Source organism: Polynucleobacter sp. 71A-WALBACH (assembly GCF_018882365.1).
GTDB lineage: Bacteria > Pseudomonadota > Gammaproteobacteria > Burkholderiales > Burkholderiaceae > Polynucleobacter.
Genome location: NZ_JACVOP010000004.1, coordinates 72,101 through 88,169 on the forward strand (window position 1 = coordinate 72,101; position 16,069 = coordinate 88,169).

At 46.9% G+C, this 16,069-nt stretch carries 16 protein-coding genes and 1 pseudogene; 16 read left to right on the forward strand and 1 reads right to left on the reverse strand.

Features of this window, described 5'->3' with window-relative positions:
- Positions 1 to 5 precede the first annotated feature (5 nt).
- A pseudogene (map, locus tag ICN42_RS11045) lies at positions 6 to 902 on the reverse strand (type I methionyl aminopeptidase); the annotation flags it as partial.
- 196 nt (positions 903 to 1,098) lie between these two features.
- On the opposite strand from map, the gene rpsB reads away from it, so the two are divergent.
- The 16 genes from rpsB to ICN42_RS11125 all read left to right on the forward strand — a co-directional run bounded on the left by rpsB (position 1,099) and on the right by ICN42_RS11125 (position 16,066).
- A complete protein-coding gene (rpsB, locus tag ICN42_RS11050; protein WP_216254724.1) occupies positions 1,099 to 1,848 on the forward strand; it encodes a 30S ribosomal protein S2 in 750 nt (249 codons plus the stop codon).
- Complete coding sequence (gene tsf / locus ICN42_RS11055; protein ID WP_216254727.1) at positions 1,848 to 2,726, forward strand: translation elongation factor Ts; 879 nt, start codon at positions 1,848 to 1,850, stop codon at positions 2,724 to 2,726. The genes rpsB and tsf overlap by 1 nt, the downstream gene beginning before the upstream one ends.
- 189 nt (positions 2,727 to 2,915) lie before the next feature.
- On the forward strand, positions 2,916 to 3,626 hold the full coding sequence (gene pyrH, locus ICN42_RS11060; RefSeq protein ID WP_216254730.1) for a UMP kinase: 711 nt from the start codon (positions 2,916 to 2,918) through the stop codon (positions 3,624 to 3,626).
- An 11-nt stretch (positions 3,627 to 3,637) separates the two neighbouring features.
- Positions 3,638 to 4,198, forward strand: coding sequence for a ribosome recycling factor (frr, locus tag ICN42_RS11065; protein ID WP_216254733.1), 561 nt, complete (start codon positions 3,638 to 3,640; stop codon positions 4,196 to 4,198).
- Between the two features lie 30 nt (positions 4,199 to 4,228).
- On the forward strand, positions 4,229 to 5,002 hold the full coding sequence (gene uppS / locus ICN42_RS11070) for a polyprenyl diphosphate synthase (RefSeq protein ID WP_216254740.1): 774 nt from the start codon (positions 4,229 to 4,231) through the stop codon (positions 5,000 to 5,002).
- Positions 5,003 to 5,019: 17 nt separating this feature from the next.
- The gene (locus tag ICN42_RS11075; RefSeq protein ID WP_216254743.1) at positions 5,020 to 5,847 is read left to right on the forward strand and encodes a phosphatidate cytidylyltransferase; all 828 of its coding nucleotides are present in this window, start codon (positions 5,020 to 5,022) and stop codon (positions 5,845 to 5,847) included.
- Entirely contained in the window at positions 5,847 to 7,037 is a 1,191-nt protein-coding gene (ispC, locus tag ICN42_RS11080) for a 1-deoxy-D-xylulose-5-phosphate reductoisomerase (RefSeq protein ID WP_216254746.1), read from the forward strand. The genes ICN42_RS11075 and ispC overlap by 1 nt, the downstream gene beginning before the upstream one ends.
- A 12-nt stretch (positions 7,038 to 7,049) precedes the next feature.
- Positions 7,050 to 8,183, forward strand: a complete 1,134-nt coding sequence (locus tag ICN42_RS11085) for a site-2 protease family protein (protein ID WP_216254749.1) — start codon at positions 7,050 to 7,052, stop codon at positions 8,181 to 8,183.
- Positions 8,180 to 10,528 carry an outer membrane protein assembly factor BamA gene (gene bamA, locus ICN42_RS11090; RefSeq protein ID WP_216254751.1) on the forward strand — a complete coding sequence of 783 codons (2,349 nt, stop codon included), beginning with the start codon at positions 8,180 to 8,182 and terminating at the stop codon, positions 10,526 to 10,528. Before ICN42_RS11085 ends, bamA begins: the two co-directional genes overlap by 4 nt.
- An 18-nt stretch (positions 10,529 to 10,546) precedes the next feature.
- On the forward strand, positions 10,547 to 11,074 hold the full coding sequence (locus ICN42_RS11095) for an OmpH family outer membrane protein (protein WP_216254754.1): 528 nt from the start codon (positions 10,547 to 10,549) through the stop codon (positions 11,072 to 11,074).
- Positions 11,075 to 11,079: 5 nt separating this feature from the next.
- Positions 11,080 to 12,135: a UDP-3-O-(3-hydroxymyristoyl)glucosamine N-acyltransferase gene (gene lpxD, locus ICN42_RS11100; RefSeq protein ID WP_216254758.1), complete on the forward strand. Its 1,056-nt coding sequence runs from the start codon at positions 11,080 to 11,082 to the stop codon at positions 12,133 to 12,135.
- Positions 12,136 to 12,184: 49 nt separating this feature from the next.
- Entirely contained in the window at positions 12,185 to 12,634 is a 450-nt protein-coding gene (fabZ, locus tag ICN42_RS11105; protein ID WP_046330453.1) for a 3-hydroxyacyl-ACP dehydratase FabZ, read from the forward strand.
- The gene (lpxA, locus tag ICN42_RS11110; RefSeq protein ID WP_216254760.1) at positions 12,634 to 13,431 is read left to right on the forward strand and encodes an acyl-ACP--UDP-N-acetylglucosamine O-acyltransferase; all 798 of its coding nucleotides are present in this window, start codon (positions 12,634 to 12,636) and stop codon (positions 13,429 to 13,431) included. The genes fabZ and lpxA overlap by 1 nt, the downstream gene beginning before the upstream one ends.
- 10 nt (positions 13,432 to 13,441) lie before the next feature.
- The gene (gene lpxB / locus ICN42_RS11115) at positions 13,442 to 14,644 is read left to right on the forward strand and encodes a lipid-A-disaccharide synthase (protein WP_216254764.1); all 1,203 of its coding nucleotides are present in this window, start codon (positions 13,442 to 13,444) and stop codon (positions 14,642 to 14,644) included.
- Positions 14,641 to 15,234, forward strand: a complete 594-nt coding sequence (gene rnhB / locus ICN42_RS11120) for a ribonuclease HII (RefSeq protein WP_216254767.1) — start codon at positions 14,641 to 14,643, stop codon at positions 15,232 to 15,234. The genes lpxB and rnhB overlap by 4 nt, the downstream gene beginning before the upstream one ends.
- 7 nt (positions 15,235 to 15,241) lie before the next feature.
- Positions 15,242 to 16,066, forward strand: a complete 825-nt coding sequence (locus ICN42_RS11125) for an RNA methyltransferase (RefSeq protein WP_216254768.1) — start codon at positions 15,242 to 15,244, stop codon at positions 16,064 to 16,066.
- Positions 16,067 to 16,069 lie beyond the last annotated feature (3 nt).

Genomic DNA, 16,069 nt, shown 5'->3' on the forward strand with positions numbered 1-16,069 from the left:
AGTAATTAAGCGTTGACGAGATTCGGTCTAAATGAAAGGCCTTTAACGCAATCGGGAATCGGATTACTACCCTCAGACCAAGTTAACACTTCAACGCCAGAGGCCGTAACTAATAGCGTGTGCTCCCATTGCGCTGAAAGACTGCGATCCTTAGTCTTCACGGTCCATTGATCGGGCATCGTACGAATATCTCGCTTGCCGGCATTAATCATTGGCTCAATAGTGAAAGTCATCCCTTCTTTTAATTTTTCGCCAGTACCAGGACGGCCATAGTGAAGAATCTGTGGGTCTTGATGAAACACTTTGCCAATGCCATGGCCACAATATTCACGTACGACTGAGTAGCCCGCATTTTCAGCATGCTGTTGAATGACGTGGCCAATATCACCCAGTGATGCACCAGGCTTTACTTGTGCAATGCCGAGCCACATACATTCAAAAGTAATTTGAGCGAGACGCTTTGCTAAGACCGAAACTTCGCCAACCATAAACATGCGACTGGTATCACCGTAGTAACCATCAGGAGTAATTACGGTGATATCGAGGTTCACAACGTCACCAGTTTTCAAAATCTTCTCACCAGGAATGCCGTGACAAATGACATCATTGACAGAGGTGCAGATGGACGCTGGAAAAGGTGGGTAGCCTGGTGGCTGATAGTTCAATGGCGCTGGAATAGTCTTTTGGACATCGCGCATGTACTCATGGCAGATGCGATCTAATTCGGCGGTGCTGACGCCAGCTTTGACGTGTGGGGCAACATGATCTAGAACTTCACTGGCTAAGCGGCCAGCTTCGCGCATCCCTTGGATGTCTTTTTCGGCGGTAAATACACTATTCATGCCTTGATTATCAACGACTTGGCAGTTTTTGGTAGATCTGTATTGCTTAAATAATAGGCAGAGAGGCCATTTGGAGGTATTTCTGAGGTGCTGTTAACTTAATTCGGCGGGGGTAAGGTGCCTAGATCATTGATATTTAAGCTATAATTTCGTTCTCAGGTCAATTTTGATCTGAAATCGCGGGTTGAGCCTTCCAGGGTGGCGTTTTTTAGCGCAGCTAGGACTCAATCTTAGAAACTAACCCTTAGGAGAAGTTATGTCAGTAACTATGCGTCAAATGCTGGAAGCCGGTTGCCATTTTGGTCACCAAACCCGTTTCTGGTCCCCAAGAATGGCCCCTTATATTTTCGGCCATCGCAACAAAATTCACATCATCAACTTAGAAAAAACATTGCCAATGTTTCAGGACGCCCTGAAATTTGCAAAACAAGTTGCTGCTAATCGTGGAACTATCTTATTCGTTGGTACAAAGCGTCAATCACGCGAGATCATTGCTGAAGAAGCTGCTCGTGCTGGTATGCCTTACATCGACAGCCGTTGGTTGGGCGGTACGCTCACTAACTTTAAAACTGTTAAAGGTTCCCTCAAGCGTTTGAAGGATATGGCAGTTGCTAAAGAAGCTGGCGATTGGGAAAAGCTTTCCAAGAAAGAAGCTTTGACTAACGATCGTGATCTCGACAAGTTGCAAAAAGCGCTTGGCGGTATTCAGGATTTGAATGGTGTTCCTGATGCGATTTTCGTAGTGGACGTTGGCTATCACAAGATTGCTATCACTGAAGCTATCAAGCTTGGTATTCCTGTTATCGCTGTAGTGGACACCAACCACTCACCAGAAGGTGTTGATTACATCATCCCTGGTAATGATGACTCAAGCAAAGCTGTTCTTCTCTACGCTCGTGGTATTGCTGATGCAATCCTCGAAGGTAAATCAAACTCCGTTCAAGAAATCCTGACCGCTGTTAAAGAAGGCGAAGAAGAGTTTGTTGAAGAAGGGAAGGCTGAATAATGGCCGCTATTACCGCTGCAATGGTTGGCGAGTTACGCGCCAAGACCGATGCTCCGATGATGGAGTGCAAAAAAGCATTGACTGAGGCTGATGGCGATATGGCTCGTGCAGAAGAAATTCTGCGTGTAAAGCTTGGAAGCAAAGCTGGTAAAGCAGCATCCCGCGTTACTGCTGAAGGTATTGTTGTTTCATTCATCAACGGCACTACTGGCGCCTTGCTTGAGGTGAACTGTGAAACTGACTTCGTTTCTAAGAACGATGACTTTTTGGCATTCACTGCTGAGTGCGTGAAATTGGTTGCAGAACATAACCCAGCTGATGTTGCTGCGTTACTTGCGTTGCCAATGAATGGCCAAACTGTAGATGAAGTTCGTAGCGCCTTGATCGGTAAGATCGGCGAGAACATCATGCCGCGTCGCTTCAAGCGTTTCGCCGGTAGCGACAAGTTGGTTTCTTACCTCCACGGTACTCGTATCGGCGTGATGGTTGAGTTCGAAGGTGATGAGACTGCAGCTAAAGACGTAGCAATGCATATTGCTGCAATGAAGCCAGTAGCTTTGTCGATGGCTGATGTTCCTGCAGAAGCTATTGCTGTTGAGCGTAGCGTTGCTGTTCAAAAGGCTGCTGAATCTGGTAAGCCACCAGAAATCGTTGAGAAGATGGTTGAGGGTTCTATTCAGAAGTACCTCAAAGAGGTTTCTTTGTTGAACCAAACTTTCGTTAAAAACGACAAGCAATCAGTTGAGCAAATGCTCAAGGCTGCAAACACCACAATCAAGGGTTTCACCATGTTTGTTGTGGGTGAGGGCATTGAGAAGCGTCAAGACGACTTTGCGGCTGAAGTTGCTGCTCAGGTTGCCGCTGCTAAAGGTGCTTAATTAGCTCTAAAACTGCTGGGCTTGCCCAGTAAGGCTGTAATACCCAAAAGGGCATCGAAACCTCTGTTTCTATGCCCTTTTGTTTGATCTGTGCCAAGCCCTTTATAATTTGGGCAAGATATTAAAAAGTTCTTAAAGATCAATAAGCTAAGCAAGTAAATTGCTTAGCAAATTACGGAAAATAAAACGATGCCAGCCTACAAACGTGTTCTCTTAAAACTCTCTGGTGAAGCCTTAATGGGCGATGATGCTTTCGGCATTAATCCCATCACTATTGATTCGATGGTGAAAGAAATTGCCGATGTAGTGAATAGTGGTGTTCAGTTGGCCATCGTGATCGGTGGCGGAAATATTTTCCGAGGTGTAGCGGGTGGCGCGGCCGGCATGGATCGCGCAACAGCTGACTACATGGGAATGCTCGCAACAATGATGAACTCGCTTGCACTGCAAGACGCCTTGCGTCAAAAAGGGGTAGAGGCTCGCGTGCAGTCTGCTCTCAGAATGGATCAAGTAGTTGAGCCCTACATTCGCCCACGCGCTATTCGTGCTTTGGGCGAAGGTAAAGTCGTTATCTTTGCCGCGGGTACCGGCAATCCATTCTTTACGACTGATACTGCAGCCGCCTTGCGTGGCGCGGAGATGGGTGTAGAGATCGTATTGAAGGCAACCAAGGTAGACGGTATTTACAGTGCAGATCCAATGAAGGATCCCACTGCTACTTTGTATAAAACAATTACTTTTGATGAGGCAATCATCAAAAACTTGCAGGTGATGGACGCAACTGCTTTTGCATTGTGTCGTGATCGCAAATTACCCATTAAAGTATTTTCGATTCTTAAGCCGGGCGCCTTAATGCGTGTGGTTCAGGGTGAATCTGAAGGCACTTTAGTACACGTTTAATAGGAGGCTTGATGTCCGCAGCAGAAATTAAAACTACTACCGATCAAAAGATGCAAAAGTCCCTCGAGACTTTGAAATCCAATTTGGCAAAGATTCGTTCTGGCCGTGCTAATCCAGGAATTTTGGAGCACATTCAGGTTGATTACTACGGCAATCCCACACCGCTAAGTCAAGTTGCTAGCTTGGGTTTGGCTGATGCCAGAACTATTAATGTTCAGCCTTTTGAAAAGACCATGGTTGGCGCTATTGAGAAGGCAATTCGTGATTCGGACTTAGGTTTGAATCCAGCATCTCAGGGTACGGTCATTCGTGTACCTATGCCAGCTTTGACAGAAGAGCGCCGTCGTGATTTGACGAAGGTTGTCAGAAACGAAGGTGAAGATACAAAGATTGCTGTGCGTAATTTGCGACGTGATGCTAATGAGCACTTAAAGCGTCTCACCAAAGATAAAGAAATTTCTGAGGACGATGAGCGCCGTGCCACCGATGAAATTCAGAAGATGACTGATCGTGCGGTAGTGGATATTGATAAGATCGTTTCTGAAAAAGAAAAAGAGATCATGACGGTTTAATCGTCAGATTCATTTCTTATTATTCGCTTTATGACACAGCACACTAGCTCTACCTTGGTCGTTCCAGAGGTTAGCGCCATTCCTCGCCATGTTGCCATCATCATGGATGGCAATGGACGCTGGGCTAGTAAGCGTTTCATGCCCCGGGTAGCTGGGCACACAGAGGGATTGGGCGCTGTTCGTAAGATTGTTCAAGAGTGTCGCCGTTTAGGTGTGGAATACCTCACCGTATTTGCCTTCAGTTCCGAAAATTGGCGCCGTCCACCAGAAGAGGTGGGCTTTTTGATGAAGTTGTTTTTGAAGTCATTAAAAAGTGAAGTCTCTCGTCTTGCTGAAAATGATATCTCTTTACGCCTCATTGGCGATCTCAGTCGCTTTGATTCTGCGATTCAGGAGATGGTGCAATTCTCAGAAGAAAAAACTGCTGGCTGTAAGGGGTTAACTTTCACAATCGCTGCTAACTACGGTGGACGTTGGGATATCTTGCAGGCGATGCGTCAATGTTTAACTGCGAATCCTGGCTTAAAGCCCGAGCAAGTGTCTGAAGAGTTGTTGCAACCCCATTTATCCATGGCTTATGCGCCAGAGCCAGATTTGTTTATTCGTACTGGTGGTGAGCAGCGTGTGAGCAACTTCTTGCTATGGCAATTGGCTTATACCGAACTGTATTTCACAGACACCCTCTGGCCTGATTTTGATGAAGCCGAACTGCACAAGGCTTTCGACTGGTTTAGCCAGCGCGAGCGTCGTTTTGGGCGCACTAGTGCGCAGCTGGCCTCTGAGCCAATGAGCGACGCAGTCTAAGAGCCTCACATCCCCCTATGCTAAAAACCCGAATCATTACTGCCACTATTTTGATGGCGGTGCTATTGCCCATCTTATTTTTACTGCCGCCGATCTACTTGGGTGCTTTTTTTCTAGTCGCATTAGTTGCTGCCGCCTGGGAATGGAGTCGCATGATTGCCCCAGAAGCTAAGAAGGCCGCATGGCTCTATGCTGCTTTTTGTTTGGCCATTATTTTATTTCTATTGGGTATGCAGGCAATCTCATGGCAGTTCTCTTTGCTCATGATGGCTGTCTTATTTTGGTTTTTCTTAGCGCCATTCATTTTGGCGAAGGGTATGAATCTCTCGCTCCAAAAATTCAAACCTTTTTACAGCATTTTGGGCTTGATTATTCTTCCAGCAACTTGGTTCGCTTTGGTTTTCTTGCGTGAGCTGGGCTTAGTCTTTTTGTTAAGTAGCATGGCCTTAGTTTGGGTTGCTGATATTGGCGCCTATTTTGTTGGTAAAGCTTTTGGTAAACATAAGTTAGCCGTGAACATTAGCCCAGGAAAATCGATTGAAGGCGCAGTAGGTGGCCTCGTTCTTTGCTATCTCTACGCATTCTTATGTGTAGTGTATTTGCCTCTTGGTGATACGCTATTTGGCGCTTGGGCGATCCGCTTTGGTTGGGTGCCAATGTTCTTGGTGGTGACGGTATTGGCGGCTTTCAGCGTCTTTGGAGATTTGTTTGAGTCTCAATTGAAACGCTTGGCTGGTGTCAAAGACAGTAGCCATTTATTACCTGGCCATGGCGGGGTCCTTGATCGCGTTGACGCACTCATTCCAACAATGCCGATTGCCGCATTGCTAGCCGGATTAATTTGATGTCTCCTAAACAGGTTGCCATCTTAGGGTCTACAGGATCGATTGGTGTCAATACTTTAGACGTGATCCGCGCCCATCCTGAGCGCTTCAAAGTGGTGGCTCTGACTGCCGCAAAACAAATTGAGCGTTTAGCTGAGCAATGTATTGAATTCAAGCCGGCCATTGCAGTCGTAGCTGATGCCGATGGCGCTGCCCAACTCAGTCACCTATTAGAAGCAAATCAGATAACCACTCAAGTCCTTTATGGGCCTCAGGCTTTAGTAAGCGCAGTTACTGAGTCTGGCTGCGATACCGTGATGGCGGCGATTGTGGGTGCAGCTGGTCTAGTCCCCGCATTAGCGGCAGCGCAAGCAGGTAAAAGAGTATTGCTAGCAAATAAAGAAGCTCTGGTGATGTCGGGTAATTTATTTATGCAGGCCATGAAAACAGGTGGCGGTGAATTGCTCCCCATTGATAGTGAGCACAACGCCATATTTCAATGCTTGCCGGATCACTTTACAAAAAATCCATCAGAACATTTAGGGGTTGAAGAGCTCTGGTTGACTGCATCCGGCGGACCATTTAGAGATAGGTCGCTTACAGATTTAGCCAGCATTACTCCTGAGCAGGCCTGCGCACATCCCAATTGGGTAATGGGTCGAAAGATTTCAGTAGATTCTGCGACGATGATGAATAAAGGCCTGGAAGTGATTGAAGCTTTTTGGCTCTTTGGTTTGCCGCTAGAAAAGATTAAGGTATTAATTCATCCGCAGAGCGTGGTGCATTCCATGGTGCGCTATCGAGATGGCTCAGTGCTGGCGCAAATGGGGCAACCTGACATGCGTACCCCCATTGCTTATGGACTGGCTTGGCCTGAGCGTATTGATGCTGGTGTTGCCCCCTTAAATCTGACGCAGTTGACGGGCCTTAGTTTCACAGAGCCGAATTTCTCCCAATTTCCTTGTTTGAGTTTGGCCTTTGCGGCCGCAAAAGCAGGGGGCACGGCTCCCGCCATATTGAACGCTGCCAACGAAGTTGCGGTTGCGGCTTTCTTGGATGAAGGCTTGCCTTACCTAACCATTCCTAGCGTAGTAGAGCACTGTCTAAATGCCATGCCTGCGCTTGCTGCGGATTCTCTGGAAATGATTCTTGAGGCAGATATTCTGGCCCGCCAAACTGCGATCCAATATATTCGCGCCATTAAGAGATAGGTTGACTTAACTGTGCAGTCTTTAATCACTCTTGCTGCGTTCTTAGTCACGCTAGGCATATTGGTCAGTTTTCATGAATACGGCCATTTTTTGGCAGCCCGTTTATGCGGTGTCAAAGTGCTTCGTTTTGCCTTGGGATTTGGCAAACCTTTATTTACCTATCGAGCAAAGAACAGTACCGAGTGGGTCCTAGCCTCTATTCCACTGGGTGGCTATGTCAAATTACTGGATGGCCGTGATAACCAGCAAACCATTCCATTAGAAGATCGCCCCCAGTCATTCGATGTAAAGCCCTTATGGCAACGTTCATTGATTGTGGCTGCTGGGCCATTTGCCAATTTCCTATTGGCGGTTATTTTGTTTTCAGTGCTTTATATCTCTGGCGTACCTCAGCTGCCTGCTCGACTTCAGTCTCCGCCCGAGCAATCGATTGCAGCAAAACTGGGAGTGACTGCGGGGGATCAGGTTATTGGTTGGCAATCCCTGTCATCCGACTACAACGGCACCCCAATTTTTGAAGAGTTTGACCCAGTCCCAAGTTGGAATGCCTTGCGTTGGCTTCTATTGGATGCGCTTACTGGAGAGCAGGGTTTTGCTTTGGAGATCCAGGATGTTTCTGGTGGTAGGCAGATCAAATCTTTTCAGCAGGGTGATTTACCCCCAATTACACCTGAATCTGACCCATTTCAAGCTTTGGGCCTGCTTCCGCAAGTCAGCCCACCCTCTGAGTGGCAAGAGCTCAAGTTGGGCCCTGTAGATGCCCTAGGATTTGCCAGTCAGCGGGTATATTTAATTACCAAAGTCTCCATGCGGCTGATGTTGGGTTTATTTACTGGAAAAACAACCCTAAAACAGCTTGGCGGACCCTTAAGCATTGCGGATATGGCAGGGAAGTCTGCCCAGGTGGGTTGGCAGCCATTTATTGCCTTTCTAGCCCTCATGAGTATCAGCATTGGCCTCTTGAATTTGGTGCCTTTACCAATGCTAGATGGGGGTCAGCTCCTGTATGATGCATGGGAGTTGGTTGCTGGAAAGCGAATGTCATTATCTCTGCAGGAAAAGCTCCAAAAAGTGGGTTTTTTGCTACTGATATCACTTTCCTTGCTGGCCTTGTTTAACGATTTGCAACGCTACCTTTCACCTTGAATTTTCTGATCCCTTCTTTTCGCTCCGTAACTCGATTTGTTGCTCAAGTCGCCCTTATTCTGGCAGCTGGTTTTTGTATTAATGCGCATGCAGCCGATTCCTTTGTTATCAAAGATATCCGCATTGAAGGTTTGCAGCGAGTAGAGCCGGGCACGGTATTTAGCTATCTCCCAGTTCAGGTTGGCGATACTTTCACCGAAGAAAAGAGTGCTGAGGCTATCAAGGCCTTATATAGCACTGGCTTTTTCCGTGACGTACAGATTCAGGCACAAGGCAACGTTTTGATTGTGATTGTTGAAGAGCGCCCCACCATCTCCCGTATTGAATTTACCGGAATGAAAGAGTTTGATCAGGAGATCGTTCGAAAATCCTTAAAAGCAGTAGGCGTGGCTGAAGCTCGCTTCTATGACAAGGCCTTAATTGATAAAGCTGAGCAAGAGCTGAAGCGTCAATATGTTGGTAAGGGTATGTATGCCGCTGAGGTGGTTGCAACTGTTACTCCAGTAGAGCGCAATCAAGTAGCTATTTATTTCAATATCGATGAAGGTCCTGTAGCCAAGATCCAAGAGATCAATTTCATCGGCAACGACGTCTTCAGTGAGAGCACTCTTAAAAGTGAGATGCAACTCAAGACAGGTGGTTGGTTATCTTGGTACAGCAAAGACAATCTATATTCCAAACAAAAGCTCACAGCAGACTTAGAGAATATTCGCTCTTACTATCTCAATCGTGGTTATCTTGAGTTTGTGATCGAATCTACTCAGGTGTCGATTACTCCAGATAAAAAAGGTATTTACCTCACGATCAGTATTCGTGAGGGGAATAAATTCACAGTAAAAGATGTTCGCTTAGCTGGTGATTTATTGGGTAAAGAGGCTGAGCTGATTCAGCTTGTGACCCTCAAGCCTGGCGATACCTTCTCTTCCGCTAAGTTGACTGAAAGCACCAAAGCGATTGCGGAAATTCTAGGCTCGTATGGTTATGCTTTTGCGACCATTAATCCGCAGCCTGATATTCGTCGTGAATTGAGTGAGGTTGACCTTACTTTAGTGGTGGACCCAGGTCGCCGTGTTTATGTTCGTCAAGTGAACGTGAGCGGTAATGCAAAGACTCGAGATATGGTGATTCGCCGTGAGATGCGCCAGTTCGAGAGCTCATGGTTCGATAGTGACAAGATTGATTTATCTAAAAAACGTTTAGGTCGTCTAGGTTATTTCACGGAGACTGATATGACTACTCAGGACGTGCCAGGATCCCCGGATCAGGTTGATGTGAACGTGAAGGTAACTGAAAAACCAACTGGTGCAGTTACTCTGGGTGCGGGCTTCTCGTCAACCGAAAAATTAATTCTCTCTGCCGGTATTAATCAAGAAAATGCCTTTGGTACAGGGACGGCAGTAGGCTTGAATATGTCGCTTGGTAAAATCAACCAAAGCTTGGCTTTGTCCAACTATGACCCTTACTTTACCGAAGAGGGTATTAGTCGCTATACCGATTTGTACTATCGCTCATCCAAGCCGTTGTATTACGTCGGTGATCCAGACTATCAAATCAAGTCTGTTGGCTCAAATATCAAATTTGGTGTTCCATATACCGAAGTTGACCGGGTATTTTTTGGAACAGGTGTTGAGGCCTTCCAAATCCAGTCGAGTATTAATACTCCAGCACCATATCTAACTTATATGCAGAGTTATGGTGTGCCATACCCTGGCTATCCTGCAACCTTAAATACCTACAACATTCCGTTAACTGTGGGTTGGTCGCGTGACGGTCGTGATAGCGCATTGATCCCTTCCACCGGGTCATTGCAGCAACTGAGCGGTGAAGTTGGAACGCCAGTTGGTAACATGACCTTCTACCGTATGTTTGGCCAATATCAGAAATATCACTCGTTCTCCAAAGCCAATATCTTGTCTTTCAATGGCGAGGTTGGCTATAGCCAGGCCTATGGCAACAATCCATTCCCAATTACCAAAAACTACTATGTAGGTGGTATTGGCTCTGTTCGTGGCTATGCCCCTGGTAGCCTTGGACCTACTTATCTCAATACCTATACGGGTACTTATCAGCCAACTGGCGGGCAATCGAAGATTGTGACGAACTTGGAATATACGGTTCCAGTCCCTGGATCTGGGATTGATAAAACTCTCCGCGTCTTTGGATTCGTGGATGGCGGTAATGCCTTTGGTACTAATATCAACCTAGTATTACGATATTCTTATGGCTTGGGTTTATCATGGATATCACCACTGGGTCCTCTAAAATTCAGTTACGGTATTCCGATCAAATCAGTGCCAACGGATAACGTTCAGCGTTTGCAGTTCCAGGTCGGCACAGCGTTTTAATTGTTTAAGGAAAGTTTTATGAAGCTTCGTCAATCTTCCAAATGGATTCAATACGGCTTAATCGCTGTTTCTTCACTCATTGCTTTGCCACAGGCATTTGCGCAAGAAGCTGGCACTCGGGTGGCAGCGGTGAACGTTGAAAAAGTATTCAACGAATCCAATATGGCTAAAGCAAGCCAAACTAAATTGCAAAATGAATTCATGAAGCGTCAGAATGAAATTCGTGACAGCGCTCAAAAAATTAAATCTGCTGCTGAAAAGTTAGATCGCGATTCAGCGGTAATGTCTGAGGCAGATCGCGTACGTCGTCAACGTGAGTTGTCGGATCAAGATCGCGAACTACAACGCAAACAGCGTGAATATACAGAAGATCTCAATCAGCGTAACTTTGAAGAGCGCGCCAAGATTGCTGAAAAAGCCAATCAAGCCCTTAAGCAAATTGCTGACCAGAGAAAAATTGATGTCATTATTCAAGATCCAGCCTATGCAAATCCAAAGGTTGACGTTACTGATGATGTCATCAAGGCTTTGAATAGTCTCAAGTAAGTTTTATGCCCACCGCCATCGAGCTGGCCGAACAGTTTCAAGTAAGCTTGGTGGGGGATGGCTCCCTCGCGCTTCAGGGTCTCGCTCCTCTCGAGCGAGCTCAATCTAGCCAAATCTCCTTTCTTTCTAATCCGCTGTATCGCCAGCAGGCTAGTGACAGCGCCACTGGCGGTTTGATTGTTAGCCAAGCGGATCTCGATTTTCTTCAGGCAAATCCGAGTGCGCATTCGGCGCGGCGTGCGTATTTTGTTTCTAAAAATCCCTACGCAACTTTTGCCAGAATGGCGCAGTACTTTGCCAAGGCTTCAGCACCTGTTTATACACCTGGAATTCATCCTAGTGCGGCCATTGATCCTTCCGTAACTATTCCTGATTCATGCCATATCGGACCATTTGTGCAAATTGGCCCAGGTGTGAAATTGGGTGAGCGCGTTACCTTGTTAGGCAATACCTCTGTCGCTAGAAAATCCAATATAGGTAGCGACACCTTGATTTACCCCAACGTTTCTATTTATTCAGAAACGACTATTGGTGAGCGTTGCATTATTCACAGTGGCGCAGTGATTGGTGCGGATGGCTTTGGATTTGCCCCTGACTTTTCAGCTACTGGTGGCGAGTGGGTCAAGATCCCGCAAACTGGTGCGGTGGTGATTGGGAATGATGTTGAAATTGGTGCGTCAACCACAATCGATCGTGGTGCCATGAGCGACACCATCATCGGTAATGGAACAAAAATTGATAATCAAGTGCAAATCGCGCATAACGTCGTGGTGGGAAATTGTTGTGTGATTGCCGGTTGCGCGGCGATTTCAGGAAGTACCAAGATTGGCAACTTCTGCATCATTGGTGGTGCAGCCAATTTTGCTGGTCATCTGACGATTGCTGACAGAACAACAGTGTCTGGCAACACCTCGATCATTCGTTCTATTACTGAATCGGGGCAGCATTACACTGGCGTCTACCCATCTATGCTCCACAGCGCTTGGGAGAAAAATGCCGCGATTCTGCGGGGCCTCGATAAAATACGGCAACGCTTACGATTATTAGATAAATCTAAATAAATCATCACCATATTAAAAAAATTAGAAACTTTATTCAGCAGGTAAATACATGAGCAAACCCATCGCTATCGACATCAACCAAATTTTGAAGTTGTTACCACATCGCTATCCATTTTTATTGGTTGATCGTGTTCTGGAGATTGAACCTCGTCAAAGCATTACCGCTCTCAAGAACGTCACGATGAACGAGCCATTCTTTCAGGGGCACTTCCCAGATTTTCCAGTAATGCCTGGCGTTTTAATTATTGAGGCGCTTGCTCAAACTGCAGCACTGCTTACTTTTTCTGAAGTTCGTGAAGAGAATGCAGTTTATTACTTTGCTGGTATCGATGGCGCCCGCTTTAAGAAGCCGGTATTGCCTGGTGATCAACTGATCATGACTGCCAAGTTAGAGCGTGAACGCGCCGGCATCTATAAATTTCAGGTGCAAGCGACGGTAGATGGTGAGTTGGCTGCAGAAGCGAATATTACTTGTGCAGTTCGTACGAAAGGTGCGTAATGACTCGGATTCATGCATCCGCTGTAGTAGATAGCAAGGCTGAGATCGCTGGCGACGTTGAGATTGGTCCATATTCTGTAATTGGGCCTAACGTCAAAATTGGCGCGGGCTGCAAGGTGGGATCTCATACCGTGATTGAGGGTTACACCACGATCGGTAAAGAAAATAACTTTGCTCACTTTGCCGCTATTGGTGGTGCCCCTCAGGATATGAAATATCGTGGCGAACCTACCCAATTAATGATTGGCGATCGTAATACGATTCGTGAGTTCACGACTATTCATACGGGCACCTCTCAGGACGAAGGTATTACCCGTATCGGCGATGACAATTGGATCATGGCTTATGTGCATATTGCGCATGATTGCCAGATTGGTAACCACACGATTTTTTCAAGCAACGCACAGATCGCTGGACATGTAAAAGTCAGTGACTGGGCGATTATGGGCGGGATGTCTGGGGTTCATCAATTTGTCCGTATTGGGCAACATGCCATGCTTGGTGGCGCCTCTGCTTTGGTGCAAGATATTCCCCCCTTTGTGATTGCGGCTGGAGATAAAGCGTCCCCACACGGAATTAATGTGGAAGGTCTAAAACGTCGTGGTTTCTCAAGCGAAACGATTTCCGCATTGCGTCAAGCTTATAAAGTTCTCTACAAAGATGGCCTCAGTTTTGAGGAGGCTAAGGTAGAGATTCAGAAGATGGCTATTGCTAGTGCATCAGATGCCGCTACCGCAGAAAAGCTCACAGAGTTCCATGATTTTATTGCCGCCTCTACACGCGGCATCATTCGATAGAGCATAGCTAGTGTCCAAACTTGCTTGTGTTGCCGGAGAGCCTTCGGGTGACCTGCTTGCAGCGCCAGTCTTAAGTGCGCTAAAGCAAATCCCGGATACCTCTCATTTAGAGGTCTATGGCATTGGCGGTCCACGCATGCAGGCAGAGGGGCTACGTTCAGATTGGCCCATGGAGACGCTGAGTGTGCGCGGTTACGTTGAAGCTATTAAACAATTACCCGCCATTCTGAAACTGCGTAAAGAACTCACTACTAATTTGTTGGGTGAAGGTCGCCCTGATGTCTATCTCGGTATTGATGCGCCGGATTTTAATTTGGGTGTTGAGCTAGCTTTGCGTAAAGTAGGTATTCCGACTTTGCATTTTGTCTCCCCATCAATCTGGGCCTGGAGAGCAGGGCGCATCAAGAAGATTAAGCTGGCAGTAGAGCGCATGCTTTGTATCTTTCCTTTTGAAACCGAGATCTATGAGCGCGCTGGTATCAGTGCAACTTATGTTGGGCACCCACTAGCGAGCGAGATACCGCTTGAGCCAAATCCCGCTGCCGCCAAGCAAAAAATAGAAAAAATCCTAAATCTGCCCACCAATGCACTGAGTGGAATTATTGTCTCCGTATTGCCCGGCAGTCGTGGCTCAGAGATTGAGCTTATTGCCCCGGTCTTTTTTGAAACGATGTCAGAGCTTATGAAGCGCATGCCGGGACAGTCGCTTCACTTTGTCATTCCGGTAGCCACTCCACGCTTGCGTGCGCCATTGGAAGCGCTACTTAAAAATACCCTTGAGAACAACCCAGGGCTCAATATCTATTTGATTGATGGTGAAGCTGATACCGTTCTTGAGGCAGCTGATGTTGTTCTGATTGCGAGCGGTACCGCAACACTGCAGGCCGCGCTCTGGAAAAAGCCGATGGTGATTTCCTATAAGGTACCGTGGTTGACGGCGCAGATTATGAAGCGACAGGGCTATCTGCCTTATGTCGGTTTGCCGAATATTCTCTGTGGCGAGTTCGTTGTTCCGGAACTTCTACAGAATGATGCGACTCCGAGCAACTTAGCTGATGCACTCTTGTCTTGGTTAAATAATCCTGGCAAGGTTGCTCAACTGAAAACACGTTTTGCAGAAATGCATGAAACCTTGCGTAGGCCAACAGGTTTATTGGTTGCCCAGGCTGTGGCGCAAACTATTGCCGCAGGTAAAAATCGGGTTAGCGCGTGAGTGTAATTTGGGTATGTGGTGTCGATGAGGCGGGGCGTGGCCCGTTAGCGGGGGCGGTTGTTGCTGGCGCCGTTGTGCTCGACCCTGCCAACCCTATCAGTGGATTAAAAGATTCCAAGAAGTTATCAGCTGTAAGGCGCGAATTTCTATTTGAGCAAATTATGCTCAAGGCAAAAGCCTGGGGCATTGGTGAGGCGAGCCCAGTCGAGATTGATGAGATCAATATTTTGCAAGCAACGATGTTAGCAATGCGCCGAGCGATTGAGGATCTCACAACACGTTTAGGTAGCTGGCCAGATAAAGCCTTGATTGATGGCAATCGCTGTCCTGAGCTCCCGATCTTGGCGGAAGCTATTGTGAAGGGTGATACCAAAGAGCCTGCGATTTCAGCAGCCTCTATCTTGGCCAAGGTGACGCGTGATCGCCAAATGATGGCCCTGCACGAAATCCATCCGCAGTATGGCTTTGCTCAACACATGGGATATCCAACAGAAGCGCATTTTGCTGCTCTTAAAGAATTTGGCGCCTGTTCTGAGCATCGTCGAAGCTTCTCTCCTGTTCGCAATGTGTTGGCTCTTCATAGTCGATAATCCATCCATGAAAATTGAATTTATCAGCTCAAAAGACAACTCCTTATTTCGGGAGATTCGACAATTGCAGGCTACAGGCCCTAAAGGCCAAAAGGCGAGATTCACTTGCGGCCAGGCTTTGTTGGAGGGTATTCATTTGGTGCAAACCTGGGTGGGCAATCCAGGGTTAAAGACTTTGATCACATCTGAGTTAGGCTTGCAAAATCCAGAGATTGCTCAAGCCGTTTATGACCATGTGGAAATTTGTCCCGAGACTCGCATATGTCAACTAGATAAAGGTTTATGGGACTTGCTCAGTGACTTGGTAAATGCGCCTCAGATTGCTGGCTTGCTAGATCTACCTCAAACCGCATTAAATCCCCAAAAGTCTGTTGCTACGATTTCGGGTGATGTGATTATTTTGGATCGTATTCAAGATGCGGGTAATGTGGGTTCTATCTTGCGCACTGCAGCAGCTGCTGGCTTTACTCAGGTGATCGCGCTGTCTGGCTGCGCACATCCATGGTCAAGCAAAGTATTACGTGCTGGCATGGGTGCCCATCGATTGCTGGATCTATATGAGGGCTGGTCAAGTCAGCAAGTGCTCAGTGCGGTAACTGCGCCTTTACTGGCAGCTACGGCTGATGGTGAGCTTGATCTGTTTAATATGCCTCAGGTATTGATTCATCCCGTTGCTTGGGTAATGGGAAGTGAAGGCCAGGGGGTTTCCGAAGATCTGATGGCTCAAGCCAAAGGTGTCTCGATACCCATTGATCCCCGTGTAGAGTCGCTCAATGTTTCTACTGCTGCGGCAATTTGTTTATTTGAAACTGTACGCATTCGTCGTAGCTAGAAA

Excerpts from the sequence above, each read along its gene's own strand:
- lpxD (WP_216254758.1), top strand. The coding sequence starts at position 11,080 with ATGCCCACCGCCATCGAGCTGGCCGAACAGTTTCAAGTAAGCTTGGTG.
- frr (WP_216254733.1), top strand. The coding sequence starts at position 3,638 with ATGTCCGCAGCAGAAATTAAAACTACTACCGATCAAAAGATGCAAAAG.
- rpsB (WP_216254724.1), top strand. The coding sequence starts at position 1,099 with ATGTCAGTAACTATGCGTCAAATGCTGGAAGCCGGTTGCCATTTTGGT.
- tsf (WP_216254727.1), top strand. The coding sequence starts at position 1,848 with ATGGCCGCTATTACCGCTGCAATGGTTGGCGAGTTACGCGCCAAGACC.
- ispC (WP_216254746.1), top strand. The coding sequence starts at position 5,847 with ATGTCTCCTAAACAGGTTGCCATCTTAGGGTCTACAGGATCGATTGGT.
- ICN42_RS11095 (WP_216254754.1), top strand. The coding sequence starts at position 10,547 with ATGAAGCTTCGTCAATCTTCCAAATGGATTCAATACGGCTTAATCGCT.
- fabZ (WP_046330453.1), top strand. The coding sequence starts at position 12,185 with ATGAGCAAACCCATCGCTATCGACATCAACCAAATTTTGAAGTTGTTA.
- lpxA (WP_216254760.1), top strand. The coding sequence starts at position 12,634 with ATGACTCGGATTCATGCATCCGCTGTAGTAGATAGCAAGGCTGAGATC.
- uppS (WP_216254740.1), top strand. The coding sequence starts at position 4,229 with ATGACACAGCACACTAGCTCTACCTTGGTCGTTCCAGAGGTTAGCGCC.
- ICN42_RS11125 (WP_216254768.1), top strand. The coding sequence starts at position 15,242 with ATGAAAATTGAATTTATCAGCTCAAAAGACAACTCCTTATTTCGGGAG.
- ICN42_RS11075 (WP_216254743.1), top strand. The coding sequence starts at position 5,020 with ATGCTAAAAACCCGAATCATTACTGCCACTATTTTGATGGCGGTGCTA.
- pyrH (WP_216254730.1), top strand. The coding sequence starts at position 2,916 with ATGCCAGCCTACAAACGTGTTCTCTTAAAACTCTCTGGTGAAGCCTTA.